The organism is Streptomyces sp. NPDC051940 (assembly GCF_040680895.1).
Lineage (GTDB): Bacteria > Actinomycetota > Actinomycetes > Streptomycetales > Streptomycetaceae > Streptomyces.
In genome coordinates this window covers 68,268-87,258 of record NZ_JBFAXR010000005.1, presented here as the reverse complement: position 1 = coordinate 87,258, position 18,991 = coordinate 68,268, and the positions used below count along the sequence as shown (strand labels likewise).

The 18,991-nt window shown below is 72.6% G+C and carries 17 protein-coding genes; 10 read left to right on the top strand and 7 right to left on the bottom strand.

Annotated features, from left to right (window positions below):
• The first annotated feature begins 32 nt into the window (after positions 1–32).
• The 8 genes from AB0M28_RS04050 (at position 33) to AB0M28_RS04015 (ending at position 7,424) form a co-directional block, all read left to right on the top strand.
• Positions 33–992 (top strand): ABC transporter permease, encoded by a 960-nt coding sequence (locus AB0M28_RS04050; protein ID WP_365397324.1) that lies wholly within the window; start codon positions 33–35, stop codon positions 990–992.
• Positions 989–1,867: an ABC transporter permease gene (locus AB0M28_RS04045; RefSeq protein ID WP_365397321.1), complete on the top strand. Its 879-nt coding sequence runs from the start codon at positions 989–991 to the stop codon at positions 1,865–1,867. Before AB0M28_RS04050 ends, AB0M28_RS04045 begins: the two co-directional genes overlap by 4 nt.
• Entirely contained in the window at positions 1,864–3,564 is a 1,701-nt protein-coding gene (locus AB0M28_RS04040) for an ABC transporter ATP-binding protein (protein WP_365397318.1), read from the top strand. The genes AB0M28_RS04045 and AB0M28_RS04040 overlap by 4 nt, the downstream gene beginning before the upstream one ends.
• Positions 3,561–4,481 carry an ROK family protein gene (locus AB0M28_RS04035; RefSeq protein ID WP_365397315.1) on the top strand — a complete coding sequence of 307 codons (921 nt, stop codon included), beginning with the start codon at positions 3,561–3,563 and terminating at the stop codon, positions 4,479–4,481. Before AB0M28_RS04040 ends, AB0M28_RS04035 begins: the two co-directional genes overlap by 4 nt.
• Positions 4,482–4,534: 53 nt before the next feature.
• Positions 4,535–4,987: a DUF1801 domain-containing protein gene (locus AB0M28_RS04030; RefSeq protein WP_365397312.1), complete on the top strand. Its 453-nt coding sequence runs from the start codon at positions 4,535–4,537 to the stop codon at positions 4,985–4,987.
• A 144-nt stretch (positions 4,988–5,131) separates the two neighbouring features.
• Positions 5,132–5,521, top strand: coding sequence for a GntR family transcriptional regulator (locus AB0M28_RS04025; RefSeq protein WP_365397472.1), 390 nt, complete (start codon positions 5,132–5,134; stop codon positions 5,519–5,521).
• Positions 5,518–6,420 carry an ABC transporter ATP-binding protein gene (locus AB0M28_RS04020; RefSeq protein WP_365397309.1) on the top strand — a complete coding sequence of 301 codons (903 nt, stop codon included), beginning with the start codon at positions 5,518–5,520 and terminating at the stop codon, positions 6,418–6,420. Before AB0M28_RS04025 ends, AB0M28_RS04020 begins: the two co-directional genes overlap by 4 nt.
• Complete coding sequence (locus tag AB0M28_RS04015; RefSeq protein WP_365397306.1) at positions 6,417–7,424, top strand: transporter; 1,008 nt, start codon at positions 6,417–6,419, stop codon at positions 7,422–7,424. The genes AB0M28_RS04020 and AB0M28_RS04015 overlap by 4 nt, the downstream gene beginning before the upstream one ends.
• Positions 7,425–7,448: 24 nt before the next feature.
• On the opposite strand, the gene AB0M28_RS04010 is transcribed toward AB0M28_RS04015, so the two are convergent.
• On the bottom strand, positions 7,449–8,327 hold the full coding sequence (locus AB0M28_RS04010; RefSeq protein ID WP_365397303.1) for a hypothetical protein: 879 nt from the start codon (positions 8,325–8,327) through the stop codon (positions 7,449–7,451).
• A 116-nt stretch (positions 8,328–8,443) separates the two neighbouring features.
• Between AB0M28_RS04010 and AB0M28_RS04005 the strand changes: the two genes are divergently transcribed.
• Complete coding sequence (locus AB0M28_RS04005) at positions 8,444–9,424, top strand: helix-turn-helix domain-containing protein (RefSeq protein ID WP_365397300.1); 981 nt, start codon at positions 8,444–8,446, stop codon at positions 9,422–9,424.
• A gap of 118 nt (positions 9,425–9,542) precedes the next feature.
• Positions 9,543–10,190 carry a hypothetical protein gene (locus tag AB0M28_RS04000; RefSeq protein ID WP_365397297.1) on the top strand — a complete coding sequence of 216 codons (648 nt, stop codon included), beginning with the start codon at positions 9,543–9,545 and terminating at the stop codon, positions 10,188–10,190.
• Positions 10,191–10,205: 15 nt separating this feature from the next.
• On the opposite strand, the gene AB0M28_RS03995 is transcribed toward AB0M28_RS04000, so the two are convergent.
• The 6 genes from AB0M28_RS03995 to AB0M28_RS03970 all read right to left on the bottom strand — a co-directional run bounded on the left by AB0M28_RS03995 (position 10,206) and on the right by AB0M28_RS03970 (position 18,949).
• Positions 10,206–11,048 (bottom strand): NAD(P)-dependent oxidoreductase, encoded by an 843-nt coding sequence (locus AB0M28_RS03995; RefSeq protein ID WP_365397294.1) that lies wholly within the window; start codon positions 11,046–11,048, stop codon positions 10,206–10,208.
• Positions 11,049–11,066: 18 nt separating this feature from the next.
• Positions 11,067–13,283: an FAD-dependent oxidoreductase gene (locus tag AB0M28_RS03990; RefSeq protein ID WP_365397291.1), complete on the bottom strand. Its 2,217-nt coding sequence runs from the start codon at positions 13,281–13,283 to the stop codon at positions 11,067–11,069.
• Positions 13,280–15,628: a hypothetical protein gene (locus AB0M28_RS03985; RefSeq protein WP_365397288.1), complete on the bottom strand. Its 2,349-nt coding sequence runs from the start codon at positions 15,626–15,628 to the stop codon at positions 13,280–13,282. The genes AB0M28_RS03990 and AB0M28_RS03985 overlap by 4 nt, the downstream gene beginning before the upstream one ends.
• A 97-nt stretch (positions 15,629–15,725) precedes the next feature.
• Positions 15,726–16,601 carry a carbohydrate ABC transporter permease gene (locus tag AB0M28_RS03980; protein WP_365397285.1) on the bottom strand — a complete coding sequence of 292 codons (876 nt, stop codon included), beginning with the start codon at positions 16,599–16,601 and terminating at the stop codon, positions 15,726–15,728.
• Entirely contained in the window at positions 16,598–17,551 is a 954-nt protein-coding gene (locus AB0M28_RS03975) for a sugar ABC transporter permease (RefSeq protein ID WP_365397282.1), read from the bottom strand. The genes AB0M28_RS03980 and AB0M28_RS03975 overlap by 4 nt, the downstream gene beginning before the upstream one ends.
• A 6-nt stretch (positions 17,552–17,557) precedes the next feature.
• Entirely contained in the window at positions 17,558–18,949 is a 1,392-nt protein-coding gene (locus tag AB0M28_RS03970; protein ID WP_365397279.1) for an extracellular solute-binding protein, read from the bottom strand.
• Between the last annotated feature and the right edge of the window lie 42 nt (positions 18,950–18,991).

The window sequence follows — 18,991 nt, the reverse complement described above, 5'->3', positions numbered from 1 at the left end:
GCTCCCACCCGGCAAGTCCCACCGGAAAGCACATGGCTACCCTCCTTTACCTCACAAGGCGGTTGCTGCAAGCCCTCGCGGTGATCCTCATCGTGACCGTGGTGGTCTTCTGTCTGCTCCACGCCCTGCCCGGCGGCCCCGCCCGCGGCATCCTCGGGCCGCAGGCGACGGCCCAGCAGATCGCGGCGTTCAACCACGAGCAGGGCCTCGACCAGTCGCTGCCCGTGCAGTACGCGCACTACCTGAACACGCTGCTGCACGGCGACCTCGGCACCTCGTACACGCTGAACGAGTCCGTCACGGACCTGGTCCTGCAGCGGCTGCCCAAGACGCTGCTGCTCACCGTGCTCTCCGCGGTGGTGGGCCTGGCGCTGGCGATTCCGCTCGGCATGTGGCAGGCCGTACGGCGCAACAAGCCCGCCGACTACGTGATCACCACGCTCAGCTTCGTGGCCTACGCGACCCCGGTGTACTTCCTCGGCCTCATCCTGATCCTGGTCTTCACCCAGACCCTGCCCTGGTTCCCGCCGCAGGCCCCGCAGGGCGAGACCCTCTCCGACGTACTCGCCGAGCCGAACGCGCTGGTGCTGCCGGTGATCGCGGGCGCCGCCTCGATGATCGCCGTGTTCAGCCGCTACATGCGCTCGGCCACGCTGGAGAACCTCGAGGAGGACTACGTCCGCACCGCCCGCGCCGGCGGCACCCGGCAGACCGCGATCCTGTGGCGGCACGTGTTCCGCAACTCGCTCACCCCCGTGGTGGCGATGCTCGGCTACTACGTCCCGGTGGTCTTCGGCGGCGCGCTCGTCGTCGAGCAGCTGTTCAACTACCCCGGTATGGGGCTGCTCTTCTGGAACGCCGCCCAGTCCTCGGACTACCCCGTCCTGCTGGGCTGCGTCCTGATCATCTCGGTCGCGACCGTCGTCGGCACGCTCATCGCCGACATCGTGCAGCGGATCGTCGACCCCCGAGTGAAGGAGGGCCGCGCATGAGCGCCGTACTGACCAAGGACGCCGCGCCCGCCGTCCCCGGCCGCCGCCTCGCGCTGCGCCGCTTCACCCGCAACCGGCTGGCCGTGATCGGCCTGACGGTCGTGGTCCTGTTCGTCCTGTTCTGCTTCGTCGGCCCGTTCCTGTACGACACGGACCAGACGCACACCGCCCTCGACCAGGCCAACCAGGGCCCCAGCGGCGCCCACTGGCTCGGCACGGACGCCGTCGGCCACGACATCGTCGGCCGGCTGATGTACGGCGGGAAGGTCTCCCTGCTGGTGGGCCTCGCGGCGGGCGTCCTCGCCACGCTGATCGGCACCCTGTGGGGCGCCGCCGCCGGCTACGCGGGCGGCTGGGTCGACGCGGTGATGATGCGCGTCGTGGACGCCGGCATCGCGATCCCGGCGCTGTTCATCCTGCTGGTGGTCTCCGCGATATCCACCCCCGGCGTGTGGGGGCTGGTCCTCATCCTCGGCCTCGTGTCGTGGCTGGTGCCGTCCCGGCTGATCCGGGCCGAGACGCTCACCCTCAAGAGCCGCGACTACGTGCTCACCCTGCGCGCCATCGGCGGCTCGCACACCCGGGCCATCACCCGGCACGTGCTGCCCAACTCCGTCTCCACCATCGTGGTCGCCGCGACCTTCCAGGTCGCCGACGCGATCCTGCTGGTGGCGTACGTCTCGTACCTGGGCCTCGGGGTCCAGCCTCCCGCTACAGATTGGGGCGGCATGCTCTCCGCCGGCCTGACGGCCGCGTACTCCGGCCGCTGGTGGCTCATCCTGCCGCCGGGACTCGCCGTGATCCTCGTCGTCTGCGCGTTCAACGCCGTCGGTGACGGCCTGCGCGACGCCTTCGGCGTGAGGGGGCGCTCGTGACCACCACCGTTGACACCCGCGTACTCGACGTCGACGGTCTGAACGTCACCTTCTCCACCGAGACCGGCGACGTACCGGCCGTACGCGGGGTCTCCCTGCACGTGCGGCCCGGCGAGACGCTCGCCCTGGTCGGCGAGTCCGGCTCCGGCAAGTCCACCGTCGCCTTCGCGACGATGGGCTTGCTGCCGCGCAACGCCCGTACCGAGGGCCGCGTCGCGATCGGCGGCACCGATATCGCGGCCGCCACCGAGGCCGAGCTGTGCCGGCTGCGCGGCAAGTCCGCCGCCATGGTCTTCCAGGAGCCGGCCACCGCGCTGGACCCGCTCACCCGGATCGGGAAGCAGATCGCCGAGGTGATCCGCAACCACCGCGACGTCACCGCCGCCGAGGCCCGCGCCGAGGCCGTCGAGCTGCTGCGCAAGGTCGGCATCCCGGACCCGGAGAAGCGGGCGTCCGCCTACCCCTTCGAGCTGTCCGGCGGCCAGCGCCAGCGCGTCGTCATCGCCATGGCCATCGCCAACGAGCCCGGCCTGCTCATCGCCGACGAGCCCACCACCGCCCTCGACGTGACCGTGCAGGCCGAGATCCTGGACCTGCTGCGAAAGCTCGCCGCCGAGGCCGGTACGGGCGTGCTGCTGGTCACCCACAACATGGGCGTGGTCGCCGACTTCGCCGACCGCGTCGCCGTGATGCTGCAGGGCGAGATCGTCGAGACCGGCACGGTCGAGGACGTCCTGCTGCGCCCGGAACACGCCTACACCAAGCGGCTGCTGGCGGCCGTACCGCGGCTCGCGGTGGCAGAGGAGGGGACGACGCGACCGGCTGCCGCCGCGCCCAAGGCCGCGCCGCCCGCCACCGCCGAGCCCGTGGTCTCGCTGACCGACATCGCTGTGGTGTACGGCCGCGGGCCCGGCGCGGTGCGCGCCCTGGACGGCGTCTCCATCGACGTACGGCCGGGCGAGACCGTCGGCCTGGTCGGCGAGTCCGGCTCGGGCAAGTCCACCGCCGCCCGGGTCGCGCTGGGCCTGATCAAGCCGTCCGCCGGCTCGGTCACCCTGCTCGGCTCCGACCTCGGCCGCACCCGCTCCCGCGCCCGGCGCGAACTGCGCTCCGGCATCGGCGTGGTGCTGCAGGACCCGGTGGCGTCGCTGGACGCGCGGATGAGCGTCGCCGAGTGCGTCGCCGAACCGCTGCGCGTGCACCGGCGCCGGATGTCCGGTGCCGAGCGGCGCGCCCGGGTGGAGGAGGTGCTGGAGCAGGTACGCCTGCCGCGGGCGCTCGCCGACCGCGCGCCGCGCGAGCTGTCCGGCGGCCAGCGCCAGCGCGTCAGCCTGGCGCGGGCGCTGGTGCTGCAGCCCCGGCTGCTCGTCGCGGACGAGCCGACCAGCGCGCTCGACGTGAGCGTGCAGCAGACCGTGCTGGAGGTCGTCTCCGAGCTCCAGGACGAGCTGGGCTTCGCCTGCCTGTTCGTCTCGCACGACCTGGCCGTGGTGCAGCAGTTCGCCCAGCGCGTCGTCGTGATGCGGGCCGGGCGGATCGAGGAGCAGGGCGCCACCATGGAGACCCTGCTGCACCCCGGGACCGACTACACCCGGCGGCTGCTCGCGGCCGTCCCCGTCCCCGACCCCGTGCTGCAGCGCAGGCGGCGCGAGGAGCGGCTGGCCGCGCTCGCCGCCGGGAAGCGGGCCGCCGGATGAACCCGCCCGCGTACGACGTCGTCGCCGGCGTCGACATCGGCGGCACCACCACCCAGGTGCTGCTGTGCACGCCGGACCTCGGCGTACTGGACCGGGTCGAGGCACCCACCCCCGCCGCCGAGGGCGGCACGGCGATGACCGCCGTCGCCGTCGACGGCATCCGGCGGCTCCTCGACCGCTCACCCGGCGCCCGCCTGACCGGCGTCGGGGTGGGGGCCGCGGGTGTCGTCGACACCCGCACCGGCCGGATCGTCGCCGCCAGCAACTCCTTCCACGACTGGGCGGGCTTCCCCGTCACGGCGACCGTCGAGGACGCCCTCGGCGTCCCCGCCACCCTCGACAACGACGTCAACGCCTTCCTCCTCGGCGAGGTCGGCGGGGGCGCGGTCCAGGGAGAGCCCGCCGCGCTCGGCATCACCCTCGGCACGGGCGTCGGCGGCGCGCTGTGGCTGGACGGCGCGCTGGTCGTGGGACCGCACGGGGCGGCCGGCGAGATCGGCCATATCCCAGGCTTCGGCGACCTGCCGTGCACCTGCGGCGGTACGGGCCATCTGGAGACGCTCGCCTCCGGCCGTTCCCTCGCCGCCCGTTACGCCGAGCGCACCGGCCGCGTGACGACCGCGCACGGCGTGGCCGAGGCGGCCGACGCCGGCGACCCGGACGCGGCGGCCGTGTTCACGGCGGCCGGCGCGGGCATCGCGCGGGGCATCCTGGTCACGGCCGGCCTGGTCGACATCACCACGGTGGTGATCGGCGGCGGCGTCACCCGCGCCTGGCACCTCCTGGAGCCGGCGATCACGGCGTCCCTCGCCGCCGAACCCCCCGTCAGCGGCCACCCCGTGAAGCTCCTGCGCGCCGCCCTCGGCAGCGACGCGGTGGCGATCGGCGCGGCGCACCACGCGCGGACGGTGTGCTGACGGATAGGGTGCGGTCCGAGATCCCGGACCGACATGCACCAGGGGGAACTGCCATGACCAGTACGGACAGCGGCAAGCACGAGGGGTTCAGCGCCGACGAGCGGGCCGCGATGAAGGACCACGCCAAGGAGCTCAAGGCCGAGGCGCGCCGCGGCTCCAAGGCGGAGAAGGCCGAGCAGGCGAAGCAGGACCTGCTGGCCAAGATCGCCGAGATGGGCGACGCGGACCGCGCGCTGGCCGAGCGGATCCACGCCGTCGTCACGGAGAACGCCCCGGACCTCGCCCCCAAGCTCTGGTACGGGATGCCGGCGTACTGGCTGGACGGCAAGAACGTGCTGTTCTTCCAGCCCGCCGACAAGTTCAAGGCGCGCTACGCCACGCTGGGCTTCAACGACCCGGCGAAGCTGGACGACGGCGCGATGTGGCCGGTCGCCTACGCCGTCACCGAGGTGACGCCCGAGGTGGAGAAGCAGATCGTCGCCCTGGTGCGCAAGGCCGTGGGCTGACGCCCCACGACACTGACGGCCCCAGAGGGCCGGACCGGACACCTCCGGTCCGGCCCTCTGGGCTTTCCGGGGGCTCCCGCCCCTTGACCCCGCCCGCCCGCATTCCCCTAAAGTGCTAGGTAACTAGAGGAATGGGGTTGGGTGTTGATCGAGTTCCATCTGGACGGCCGGTCCGGAGTCGCCCCGTATCTGCAGCTGGTCCGCCAGGTGAGGCAGGCGCTGCGGCTCGGCCTGCTGCACGAGGGTGACCAACTGCCCACCGTGAAGGACGTGGTGGGCCAGGTGCCGATCAACCCGAACACGGTGCTCAAGGCGTACCGGGAGCTGGAACGCGACGGACTGGTCGCCGCCCGCCCGGGCGTCGGCACCTTCGTCACCCGCACCCTGGCCGACGAGTCGCTGGCCGCCCACGAGCCGCTGCGGGCCGAGCTGCGCGACTGGCTGACGAGAGCCCGGGCCGCGGGGCTGGACGCGGAGAGCATCGAGGCGCTGATAGCGGCCGAGGTACGCGACATGGTGGAGGGGAACGTATGAAGAGCTCAGCGGCGTTACCGGTGCTCCGGGCCGAGCGGCTGACCAAGCGCTACGGGCGGCGCACCGCGCTGGCCGACTGCACGCTGACCGTCCCGCCCGGCCGGGTCGTCGGCCTCGTCGGCCCCAACGGCGCGGGCAAGACCACGCTGTTGCACCTGGCCGTCGGCCTGCTCACCCCCACCTCGGGCCGGATCGAGGTCCTCGGCGGCCGGCCGGCCCGCGACTCCGCCCAGCTGGCGAAGGTGGGTTTCGTCGCCCAGGACACGCCCGTGTACGCGGGGCTGACCGTCGCCGACCATCTGCGCTACGGCGCCCGCACGAACCCCCGTTGGGACCGGGTCCTGGCCGAGGAGCGGATCGCGGGCCTCGGCCTCGACCCGGGCCAGAAGGCCGGCCGGCTCTCCGGCGGCCAGCGCGCGCAGCTCGCCCTCACGCTCGCCGTGGCCAAGCGGCCCGAACTCCTCGTCCTCGACGAGCCGGTGGCCAGCCTCGACCCCCTCGCACGGCGGGAGTTCATCCAGTCGCTGATGGGCTACCTCGCCGAACACGGCGCCGGCGTCATCCTCTCCTCGCATCTGGTGTCCGACCTGGAACGGGTCTGCGACCACCTCGTCGTCCTCGTCGGCTCCCGGGTCCGGCTCTGCGGCGCGGCCGACGACCTGACCGCCTCCCACTACCGGCTCACCGGCGCCCGCGGCGACCCCGCGGTGCTGCCGCCCGGCGCGGAGGTGGTGCGCGAGAGCCACACCGCCCGGCAGTCCACGCTGATCGTGCGCGGCGGCACCCCGGCCGGCGGGCCCTCGCACACCGTCGAGCGGCTCACCCTGGAGGACCTGGTGCTGGCCTACATGGCGCCGCGGGCCGCCGAAGAGGAGCCCGTACTGGAGGGATCGCGGTGATCTGGGTCGCGTGGCGCCAGTTCCGTACCCAGGCGCTCGCCGGCGCAGCCGCGCTGGCCGCGCTCGGCCTGCTGCTCGCCGCCACCGCGGGGGCCGTGTCCGACGCGTACGACGCCTCCGGCCTGAGGGTCTGCGGCACCGACTGCGGCGCCGCCGGGGAGGCGTTCCTGCGGGAGGCGAAGTCCGGCGCGGGCGGCGTCGCGTACGACGTCGCCACCCTCGCCATGTACGTCGTACCGCTGCTGATCGGCGTCTTCTGGGGCGCCCCGCTGCTCGCCCGGGAGCTGGAGACGGGTACGTACCGGCTCGCCTGGAACCAGTCCGTGCCGCGCACCCGCTGGCTCGCCGTCAAACTGGGGCTGCTGGGCGCCGCGGCGGCGGTCACCGCCGGGCTGCTCAGCCTGGCCGTGACGGCCTGGGCGCACCGGATCGACCTCGTCACCGGGGAGCGGATCACACCGCAGGAGTTCAGCGCGCGGGGCGTGGTGCCGGTCGGGTACGCGCTGTTCGCGTTCACCCTCGGTGTCGCGGTGGGCATGGTCGTACGACGGGCGATCCCGGCGATGGCGGTGACGCTCGGCGTCTACTACGCACTCGCGTACGCCACCCAGGGGTGGATCCGCGAGCGGCTGGTCCCGCCGTACCGCGACCGGCGCCCGCTGGACGTGACGGACCTGGACGCGCTCCAGTTCGGCGGGGACGCGGGCGCCCCGGTGATCCTCGGCCGCGTCCCCGACAACGACGGCTGGGTGCTGGCCAACCAGACCCTCGACGCGTCGGGCCACCCCTTCACCGGCCCCCTGGACCCCCGGGCCTGCGCCCCGGACGGGGCGGTCGGGCCCTGCCGCGACTGGCTGGCCGGCCTCGGCCTCCAACAGCGCGTCACCTACCACCCCTCCGCCCACTTCTGGCCCCTGCAGTGGGCGGAGACGGGCCTGCTCCTGACGCTCGCGGCCCTCCTGACCGCGTTCTGCCTGTGGTGGACCCGGCACCGCCTGACGTGACGCGGCACCGCCTGACACGACGCGTCAGTCGCGGAGCTTCGCCAGGCTCGACTCCGCGCTGTCCTGGAGCATCCTGGCGGCCTTGGCGTCGTCGATCTGGTCCGGACCGCCGGTCGTGCTGTCGCTGAGGTACTGGCTGAACGTCGACTCGTACGTCAGCCAGCCGTCCCGCACCGCGAGCACGACCCACGCGTCCCCGGAGCCGGAGGCAGTGCCGTCCTTGCTCTTGTACGTGATCAGGTACGCCTCGTCGCCGACGCCGGATACCGGCTTCACCGAGTAGGTGTACTCGTCGTCGGAGTACTGCTTCCAGTGCTGCTGCCGGGCGGTGAACTCCGGCCCCGGATCGGTCGCCTTGTGGCGCTCCGCCGTCAGATACAGCCGGCTGCTGGACGGCAGCCCGTCGGTGCCGGGCGTGCCCGCGTCGAACGCGACCTGGCACTGCATGCTGTCCAGGTCGGCGTGGGTGAGCGAGCGGGGCTGGGGGTTGGGGGAGTCCTCGGAGGTGGACTCCTGCAGGGTCAGGCCGTTCTTCTCGAAGGGCTTCAGGTCCGTCTCTTTGCACAGGTCCTTGGTGTAGGCGTAGCCGCCCAGGTCCGGACCGGTGAGGAAGGTCAGGTTCCCGGTGGCGAAGAGGCCCCCGGCCCAGGCGGCGGACGCGACGAGCGCGCCCACCAGCGCCCAGAGCACCCCGCGCCCGCGCCGTCCGCCGGGCTGCGGCGGCCCCGGGGGCTGCGGGAAGGGCGCCGGCGCCCCGAACCCCGGTGCGGGCTGCTGCTGTTGCGGGTACGGCGGCTCGGCGGGCACGGCCACGGTCGGCGGGTGGCCGGGCATCGCGGGCGGCTGCGCGGGTATGGGCGGAGGCTGCTGATAAGGGTTGGGTTGTCCCCCAGGCATCGACATGGCCGGACTTTACCGTGCGCGCCGGGCGGCGGGCGCGACGCCGTGAACCGGGGGCCGGTACGGCGGAGTTCCCCGGCCGTCGGGCATGCTGCCGGGTGACAGGGGGCGAGAACCACATGTACCGGATCCGGCTGACCGCGGGGGCCCTCGCCTCCATCCGTTTCGCGCCCTCGCCGCTGCTGGAGGCGTCCGTCCTCATGCGGCACAAGTGGTCACCGGCCTGGACGATGACCCGGACGCCGTGGACCAGTCGCGTCGTCGCGCGGGACGTTCCCGGCCTGCGGCTGCTGCCGGCGCTGTACGGCGCCTGCGGCTCGTACGTCCCCGACTTCCTGACACCCGTCCCCGGCGAGGGGGATCTGGACGCCGAGCTGCACGCGGTCGCCACCACCGCGCCGGAGCGGATCGCCGCCGAACTGCGGGCCGTGGCCGGTGACCCGGACCGGGACGGCCGGGCGGCCGGCCTGGACGGGCTGCTGCGGCTGCTGGAGCGGGGCGAGCAGGACTGCGCCCGGCTCGCCGCCGACGAACTCGCCCTGTTCTGGCGCCTCGCGCTCGCGCCGGAGTGGGAGACGGTCCGGGCCCGCGCCGAGGTCGACATCGAGCGGCACGCGATCCTCGCCGCCCGTGAGGGCCTCGGCCGTGCGCTGACCGCCCTGCACCCCACCGTCGACTTCCACGAAGACGTCCTCAGCGTCGTCCACGTCTCCGAGACCAGCCTGTACGCCGACCGCGAGGTCGTCCTCATCCCGTCGGTCGTCCTCACGGACGGCTGCGGGGTCGGCGAGGACACGCTCGGGGAGCGCGCCACCACCGTCATCTACCCGATGCGCCGCATCGATCCGGACCTCCGCCGCCCCGGGCGGTCCGCTCTGGCCGAGGTCCTGGGGGCGACCCGCGTCAGACTGCTCGCCGCCGTCGCCCGCCCCCGCACCACCACCCAGTTGGCCCGCAACCACCGCCTGGCCCCCGCCACCGTCTCGTACCACCTGGGCAGACTCCACCGCTGCGGCCTGGTCACCCGCCACCGCGAGGGGGCGAGCGTCTACTACCAGCACACGGCGGAGGCCGGCCGCCTCCTTCGTACGGGCGGATGATTCGAGCACCCTCGAAAGGTGTTGGTGAGCCCCTCCGGTCGCCGCCGAGAATCGCGGTGCAACGACCACTCACGACTCGGGGGAGACGCCAGCATGCGCAGTTCACTGCTACGGGGGGGTGCTGGCGGCGTCGGTGCTCCTCGCCGTCGCGGCCTGCGACGGCGAGGACACCGGCGGCGGTGCGGACGACGCGAACGGCGGAAGCACGGGCCGGCGGGGCGGGGACCCCACCCAGGTCCTCACGGCCGCCCAGGTGAAGGCCGCCCTGCCGACGGCTTCGGACGTGGGGCCGCTCGCCCCGCTCGACAACAGCGACGGGACCGCCCACGCCTTCACGGGCCGGGCGGCGGTCACCTCGCAGTGCGGGTCGGACGCCGTGGAGGACGAGGACGTCGAGGGACTCGCGCCGTGCCGGGGCATGACCGCCTCGGGCTACATCTACTACCGGGACCCGGACGCGCCGAACTGCGACGGCGACTCCGACTGCTCGGTCGTCTTCCGCATCGGCGCCTACGAGAGCAGGGACGCCGCGCGCGACGCGTTCGGCCTGGTGTCCCGGGAGGCGTCGATGTACGGCGAGACCGCCGGCACGCGCGCCTTCGGCAACGAGAGCGACCTGTACGGGCCGCACGGCGCCGCGCTGGTCTTCCGGGTCGGCACGGTCGTGGCCACGGCCCTCAACGACGACGACTCCGGGGTGGACCTGGCCGGAGCCGAGAAGCTCGCCGCCGCCTTCGAGGCGAGGGTGCGCAAGCAGTTCGGCTGACCCGCGACGTCCGGCCTACAGCACGAACTGCGCCCGGAAGCCGAGCAGTTCCTCCGCCGCCGACAGGTCCACCGGCGCCGTCCGGCCCGGCAGCGGGCGGCGGATCTCCGTTCCGGGGTGGTAGCGGGCCATGAGGTCCGCCGTCGGGTGCGTCACCAGCGTCTCGGGCGCGCAGAGATGGACGACGTGCGCGCCGGGGGCGTCCACCGACAGTGCCAGCAGGGCCGCCCGGGCGGCGTCCCGCACCTCCAGGTACGTCCACAGGTCGCGGGCGCCGATCGCCGGATCGGCCTCGACGGCCGCCGCGTGCGCGCGCAGCCGTTCGTCGAAGCCGCCGATGTACGGGTAGCGCAGGCACACCACGGACATCCCGTGCCGGCGGGCCATGGCGGCCGCCGTCACCTCGTCGACCTGCTTCGACAGCCCGTACGGGTCCGCCACCTGCGCCGGCAGCGCCGCATCCACCGGCACGTACGCCGGATGCGGTTCGGGGTCCGCCGTCCAGGGCAGGCCGGTGGCGCCCCAGGAGCCGGCCAGCGCGACCCGGCGGACCCCCGCGAGGCCCGCCTCCTCCAGCACCGTGAAGGTGGAGAGCGTGTTCACCGCGAACACCTCGTGCGGGGCGTGCCGTTGCGGCGTCGGGATCGCCGCGAGGTGGATCACCGCGTCCACCCCGGAGAGGGCGTGCCGTACCGCCACCGCGCTCGCCGCGTCACCCGTCACCGTGAGCCGGGCCGGGAGGTCGCCCGGGTCCTGGAGCACCAGGGCGTGCGCCTCGACGCCCTCGGCGGCGAGCCGGTCCAGCACCGCCCGGCCGATCCGCCCCGCGGCGCCCGTGACCAGGACCCGTCCGGTCATCTCCGTCCCCTTCCCTTCTCAGTACACCCGCACCGCGACGATATGCGCGGACGGCGCCCCGTTGGTGGCCTCCGCCACGACCCGCAGGGCGGTCGTGCGCACGGCGTGCGGCAGCTCGTGGACGACCCGGCGGCGCCGGTTGTCCGTCACCCGGGCGATCTCCTGCCAGCCGTCGCCGGACGTGGACAGGGCCTCGATCCGGTAGTCGCGCAGCAGCGTCGGCAGCACGTCGAACGGGGTGCGGTGGTGGTGGAGGTTGATCAGGTCCTCGTTGACGTCGTCGTCGAGGAGCAGCTCGACGCGGCCGACCGGAACCTCCTCGGCCCAGTCCAGCCGCAGCCAGGGCGCCTCCGTACCCGGCTCCGACACCCACATGTGCGGCCCCGCGTACGGCCGGGCGTACCCGTCGAGCGCCTTGTCCGCCCCGTACGCCCGGGTCGGCCCGTACCGCAGGCAGAACGTCCGCCGCAGCAGGCCGGCGTCCGTCCACTCGCGCAGCGGCTGCGGCGACTCGTCCTGCGGACGCAGCGGGACCCGGGTGAAGCACAGCACCCCGGGGACGGCCGTCCCGGCCGAGTACAGGGCGAGGCCGTCGTTGGCGCGGACCACGGCGAAGGCGTTGCGCGGGGTGTCCGGCGTCCACACGAGCCCGACGTCCACCCACTGCTTCGCGCCCGCAGGCACCGGGACGCTGACGGTGGCGACCAGGGAGCGCGGCACATAGTTCTGGCCCAGCTCCGGGTCGTACAGGTCCACCACCAGCTCGGTCTCGTCCGCCGCGTCCACCAGCAGCGACAGCCCGGTCAGCGCCGGGTCGGCGGGCAGCACGATGCCCGCGTCCGCCGCCAGCGGCCACCGCTCCTGCGGTTCCTCGACGGCGAGCGTCTCCAGCGCCGAGGACGCCGAAGCCGTGGCCGTACGGGCCAGCTCGGCCGGATCGTCGAAGGCCAGCCCGATCAGCGAGGCGTCCTCCCGCAGCAGGGTGCGCCGCAGCTCGGCGTACGGCAGCTCCCGGGGTGTGACCCCCGAGGCGGCGCACAGCGCCGCCGCCGTGCCGGCCGCCTGGCCGAGCGTGGCGCAGGTGGCCATCACCCGGGTGGAGCCGAACGCGACATGGCTGGCGGAGATGTCCCGGCCCGCCATCAGCATGTTGGCGGTGTTCACCGAGTACAGGGAGCGGTACGGGATGTGGTAGATCCCGTCCGCGTACCGCTGCTTGGCGCCCGCCTCCGCGGCGTACATGCCCCGCGCCGGGTGCAGGTCGATCGACCAGCCGCCGAAGGCGACCCGGTCGTCGAACTCCGTCTGGCCGAGGATGTCGTGCTGGGTGAGGACGTGGTCACCGAGGAAGCGGCGGTACTCGCGCTTGCCGGGGACCGAGCCCACCCACTCCAGCGTCATGTTCTCCGCGTCGAACCGCCCGGAGTTCTTGATGTGGTCCCAGATGCCGTGGATGACCGACCACAGCTCGTCGCGGATGCGCTCGTTGTCGTGCACGGTGTCCAGCTCGCCGCCGAACTCGATCCACCAGTACGCGCAGCCGTTGTCGCCGGCCTTGATGATGCGGCGCTCGGGGATGGACGTCTGCGTGATGTCCTTCGCGAACGACGGCGGTACGTACTTGACGGGGTGGCCGACGTCCTTGGTGTAGAACAGCAGCGTCGAGCCGAGCGTGATGCCGTCGGCCTCCTCGGGCGCCCACGGCTCGCCGTACTCCGCGCGCGACTCCCGGCCGATCCGGTGCCGGGCGCCGGCCAGCGCGCCGACGAGTCCGTCGCCGGTGCAGTCGAGGTAGAGGTCCGACTCGAACCGGATGCGGCGCTCCGAGCCCATCATCCAGCCGGTCACGGAGGTGATGCGGCGCTCGTCCTCGGGGCCCTCGGCGTCGACCTCGTGGACGTCGGTGTTCAGATAGAGGCTGATGTTCGGCTCGTTGCGCACCGCGTCCAGGACGACCGCGTCCCAGTAGTACGGGTTGCCGTCGGGGTTGCGGTACTGGTTCTCCACCAGCAGCTCGCCCATGATGCCGCCCTCGCGGGCGTGGTGGTTCTTCCCGTGGCCGGTGGCGCCGACCACCCACACCCGAACCTCGCTGGAGGAGTTGCCGCCGAGCACGGGCCGGTTGGTGACCAGGGCCACCCGGCTGCCCAGCCGGGCGGCGGCGATGGCCGCGCAGGTCCCGGCCAGGCCGCCGCCGATCACGGTGATGTCGTGGACGGCCGTCTCGTTCCTCATCGTGCGGTGCGCTCCTCGTCGATCGCCGCGGCGGTCGCCGCCGCCGGCAGGACGACGCCCTCCGGCGTGTCCGTCAGTCCGTAGACCACCCGCGGCGCGCCGTCCAGGCGCAGCCGGACCCTGTCGTCCTCGGCGGTCAGCACGGTCTCCTGCCCGATGCAGTCCAGCACCCGGACGGTACCTCCCGTGGCCGCCGTCTCCAGCAGCACGTCCGTCTTCGTCGGCCACGGGTCCAGCCAGGGCTCCGGGGTGGCGTACCAGGCGTCGGGGCCGTGGTCGGCGTTCAGGACGTAGCCGTCCTTACGGGTCCACAGCACCGACACCGGGCCGTCGGGGGTGTCGAAGAGCAGCCCCTTGACCTCCTCGTCGTCGAAGGACAGCCAGCGGACGAACGTGGCCTGGTCCAGCACCCGGGCCGCGGTGGCGAAAGCCAGCAGCGAGGGCTTGGCGGAGGTGTCGCGGTTCATCAGGCCGTGGTGGTACTCGACGTTCGCCGGGTCGGCCTCCTGGGGATGGTGGATCGTCGAGTCGTGCAGCTGGTACCAGTTGACGCCGCGCACCCCCTCGGACTTGGCGAGCGCGAGCTGCAGCAGCACGTTCTCGGCGGCGTGCCGGTAGGTGTCGGTCCACCAGGCGTTCGGCTTGGTCGCGGCGTACGCCTCGGTCAGCCAGATCTCCTTGTCGCCGCCGTACTCGTCGACCACCTGGCGGGCCTTGCGCAGCGCGCCGAGGAAGTTCCAGTAGACGCCGGTGGAGCCCTGCGTCCACTCCTCGGGCGCCGGGGCGTAGTCGGGGACGAAGTTGCCGCGGCCGGGGTGGAAGGCGAAGACGTCGATGAGGTCCCAGCCGCCCGCGGCTCGGAAGTTCTCCGTCCAGACGTAGTCCATGCCGCCGAGCCCGGCGTTCATCACCTTCATCTGCGAGCCCGCTGCCGCCAGCCGGTCGGTGACCTGCTTCAGCCCGTCTCGGACGTACGCGTCGGCGCCGCGGCCGGACATCCAGGGCTGGTTGACCTCGTTGGACACCTCGAAGTAGACGGCCTTCGCGTCCAGCGCCCGCGCCACGGCGGTGTCCGCCCAGGCGGCGATCTGCTCGGCGGAGCCGCCGACCGGGATGCCGCTCAGCTCGACGTTGTGGCCGATGCCCGCCGCGTCGAGGGTCGCGGTGTCGATGCCGGGGGCGCCGGCGTAGGCGATGCGGATCCACTTGATGCCGAGGGTCTTCAGCAGGGCCAGGACCTCGTCCTTGCCCGGCTTCAGCAGCCAGGGGTAGTTGGAGATGCCGAACATCGACTCGGCGCCCGCCCGGTAGGCGAAGTCCGGGAGGACGGAGAGGTTGGTGCGGGCCAGCGCCCGGTCGTCGCCCGCGACGGCCTCGACCTCGGTGAAGACGATGCCCTGCGTCGGCGAGGCCAGGGTGAAGGACGTGTCCCAGCCGGAGCCGGCGGCCACGGTCTGCGTCCGCGTGTCGCTGCCCAGCACGTTGCCCGCGAAGTCGCGGGCCCACCAGGTGACGGTGACGTCCTTCGCCGCCGGGCCGCCGTTGACCACCTGGGCCTTCAGCGTCATCTCCTGGCCGGCCGCCCGGTACAGGTTGAACGGCTGGTCCGTCCACACCTCCACGCCCAGCGGCCGGGCGGCGGCGATGGCCCCCGCGGCGCGCGGGCGCAGGTCGCCGAGGACGAAGTCCGCCTCGCAGACGGCCGTGGTGGTGCCCGTCGAGGCACCGGGGGCGTGGATCCAGGTGGTGTTCGTGTACGCCGGGTTGCTGGTCGGCAGCACGAAGAAGCCCTTGGTCCCGGCCCAGCTCTCGATGTACGAGCGGCCCGCGTTGACCTCGTACGGGATGCCGCCGCGGCTGTCGCGCTGCCAGACGGTCAGCGCCTCGTACGACTCCGGCGCGCTCGTGCCGTACAGCGTGCGGGCGAACATGAACCCGGTGGGCAGAAGGGTGGCCGAGCCGCCGACCTCCCACTTCAGGTGCGCCTTGTGCGGGGTGACGTCGAAGGTTCCGGTGACGGTGACGGCCGCGGCGGAGGTGGCCATCTTGTACGTGACCTGGATGGCGGGACGGCCGTCGGACAGCGTGACGAGGGCAGGAGTGCCGCCCCAGGTGCGCTGCTGGCCGTAGACGCTGTCCTTGATCATGAAGTGCGGCAGCAGCACCCGGTCGGCGCCCGAGCCGTCCCGGACCAGCAGGCTGCCGTCGCTGTTGCCGACGAGCGTGATGCCCTCGGCGGAGACGGTGACGGGATCGGCGGCGTGGGCGGCGGTGGTGCCGACCGCGGTGACGACGGTGGCGGCAGCGGCGCCCTGGACGAAGGCGCGGCGGGGGAGTGCGGACATGGCGGTGGTGCCTTTCTCTTGTCCCGTAAGAGGAAGGTGCGTTGGGGTCCGGGGCGGAGCCCCGGTTTCTTCTCCGTGCGGACCGCGGCGGAGCCGCTCAGCCCTTGACGCCCGTGAAGCCGAGGCCGGAGACGATGTACTTCTGGCAGACGACGAACACCAGCACCGGCGGGATGACCGCCATCACCATGGCGGCGATCAACTGGTCCTGCGGCGCCTGCGTGGCGAGCTGGGCGAGGGTGACGCTGATCGGCTGCTTCGCCGGGTCGGTCAGGGCCACCAGCGGCCAGATGAAGTCCTTCCAGGCGTGCATGACCGCCAGCAGGCTGATCACGGCGAGCACCGGCCGGCTCATCGGCAGCACGATCTTCGTCAGCAGCTGCCGGGTGGACGCCCCGTCGACGCGCGCCGCGTCGAACAGCTCCTTCGGCAGGGCGTCGAAGAACTGCTTGGCGAGCAGCACGGTGAAGGCGTTGGTGCCGGCCGGCAGCCAGATCGCCCAGTACGTGTCGCCCAGGTTGAGGTGGATCAGCGGTACGTCGGTGACGGTCAGGAAGAGGCTGACCATGTTGACGCTGTACGGCACGAACATCGTGGCGAGGATCGCCCCGTAGACCACGTTGCCGAACCTCGGCCGCAGCACGGACAGCGCGAACCCGGCCGTCGTGGAGACGAAGACCTGCACGAACCAGCAGCCACCCACGATCAGCACGGTGTTCAGCAGCGACCGGCCGACGCCCAGGTCGGTGTACGCCGAGGAGAAGTTGCCGAACAGCGGCTCGTCCGGCCACAGGGCCAGCGGCTCGGTGGTCAGCTCGGTCGGGTTGGAGATGGCGCCCTTGACCATCCAGTACAGCGGTCCGATGCCGATGAGCAGCAGCCCCAGCAGGACCGCCGCCTGCACCACGCGGACCGCGGTGCGGGAGGCCGGCCGGGCCCGGTTCAGGGCGATGAACGTCGAGGGTGCGGTCATGACTTGCTCCAGGTGCGGGTCGCCCGCAGATAGACCGCGGAGAGCGCGGCGAGGACGAGCACCATCAGGAAGGTGAGGGCGGCGGCCTGGCCGTACTCGCCGTCCTGGAAGGCGTACCGGAAGATCAGCAGCAGCACGGTGAGCGTGGCGTTGTCCGGTCCGCCGCCGGTGAAGACATACGGCTCGGTGAACACCTGGACCGTGCCGATCAGCTGCACCAGCAGCATCAGGCCGATCACCGGGCGCAGCTGCGGCAGCATCACGTGCCAGATCCGCCGCCACACGCTCGCGCCGTCCACCTCGGCCGCCTCGTAAAGCTCACCGGGGATACCGGCCATGGCGGCGAGATAGATGAGGACCGCGCCGCCCATGCCGGCCCAGGTGGCCTCCAGTACCAGCGACAGCATCGCCGTGTCCGGGGACTCCAGCCACGGGTACGGGCCGAGGCCGATCTTGCCCAGGGCGCTGTTGAACAGGCCCGAGCCCGGATCGTAGAACCACTTCCACAGCAGGATCGCCACCACCGGCGGGATCACCACCGGCAGATACGCCAGGAAGCGGTAGACGCCCGCGCCGCGGCCCACCGTCGACATCACCGAGGCGAGGAGCAGCGGCAGCGGGAAGCCGATGAGCAGTCCGAGGCCGACGAACAGCAGGGTGTTCGACACGGCCGTGCCGAGCAGCGGGTCGTCGAAGACCGCCCGGAAGTTCTCCAGGCCCACCCAGCTCGGCGGGTTGACCAGGTCGTTGTGCTGGAAGCTGATCAGCAGGCTGCGCACGATCGGCCACCACGCGAAGAGGCCGAAGACGACCAGCGCGGGGAGCAGGAACAGCCAGCCGGTCAGCTGCCTGCGGGCCTTGGCGGCCCCGCCCCGCCGGACCGGGGCGGCCCCCTTGCGGGGGGCCTCCTGCGGGCCGGCGGTGCGGCTGTCGGGGGTGAGCACGGTCATGGATCGCTACTTCTGGTCCGCGGCGAGCTTGCCGTTGACGTCCTTCTCGGCCTTGGCCAGCAGGGCGTCGATGTCGGCGTCGCGCTTGGTGAGCACGGACTGGACGACGGAGTCCAGCGCGGTGTAGAGGGTCTGCGCCTGGTACGGCGGCTCGGGCTTGAGCTCCAGGGCGGACAGGCCGTCCAGGTAGGGCCGGAAGTTCTCCAGCTTGACGTTCGCGTACGGCTTGATCGCGGCGTTGATCTCCGCCTGGCGCGCGGCGTCGAAGACCGGCAGCGTGGGCACGCCCACCGCGGCCTTCGGGTCGGCGGACAGGTCCTTGGCGTTCTGCTCGGCGGCCTTGGTGTCGTACTGCGGCTGGGCGTAGGCGTAGGTCAGCCACTTCACGGCCGCGTCGGCCTGCTTCTCGGCGACCGACTTGGGGACCATGTAGACGTCGCCGCCGGTGAGCGTGGCGTTGCCGCCGGCCTGCGGCATGGGGGCCACCCCGAAGGCGTCGGTGTTCTCCATGCCGTACTGCGTCTTGGCCAGCCGGTAGGTGCCGGGGCTGCCCATGAACATCCCGATCTGGCCGGCGGCGAAGTCCTGGATGACGTCGTTCTGGCTGTTGAGCTGGTTCTTGCCCAGGGAGTCGTCGCTCCAGCGCATGTCCTTCAGCAGCTGCAGCGCCTGCTTCGTCGCGTCGCCGAAGTCCGCGACGAACTTGCCGCCCTCCTGCTTCTCCATGTCGCCGCCGTGGGCGTAGCTGAGCATGGTGAGCTGCCAGCCGCCCTGGTTGTCCTTCGACTCGTGGACGAAGCCCGCCTTCCCGGTCTTCTCCGCGATCTGCTTGGCGGCGGCGCGCACCTCGTCCCAGGTCTTCGGCGGCGCCTCGGGGTCGAGCCCGGCCTTCTCGAACAGCTCGCGGTTGTAGACCAGGCCCTGCGCGTACGGGTTCTGCGGTACGCCGTAGACCTCGCCGGCGGAGTCCGAGAGGGGCTTCAGGATCTGCGGGTTGAACTCCTTGAAGTGGCCCCACTCCTTCAGCCCGCCGGTGATCGGCTGCACCTGGCCCTGCTCGATGAGGCGCTGCGGCTCGGTGAGCGGGACCTTGATGACGTCCTCGACGTTGCCGCCGGCGAGCTTGGCGGAGAAGGTCAGCGGGTCGAAGACGGTCGTCGACCCCTTCACCTCGATGTCCGGGTTGGCCTTCTCGAAGGCCGCGACCTGCTTCTCGAACAGCGCCAGCGCGGCCTTGTCGGTGGCCGGCGGCATGCCCTGGACGCGCAGCACGGTCTTCCCGTCCCCGCCGTCCGTGCCGGACTTGCTCGGGGTGACGGCGGAGCAGGCGGTGAGCGCGGTGGCCGACAGGGCGGCGGTGATACCGAGGACCGCCGCCCGGCGGGATATACGTGACATTTCGACTCCAGTAAGGGCATGGGTGTACGTGCGGGGGCCTTG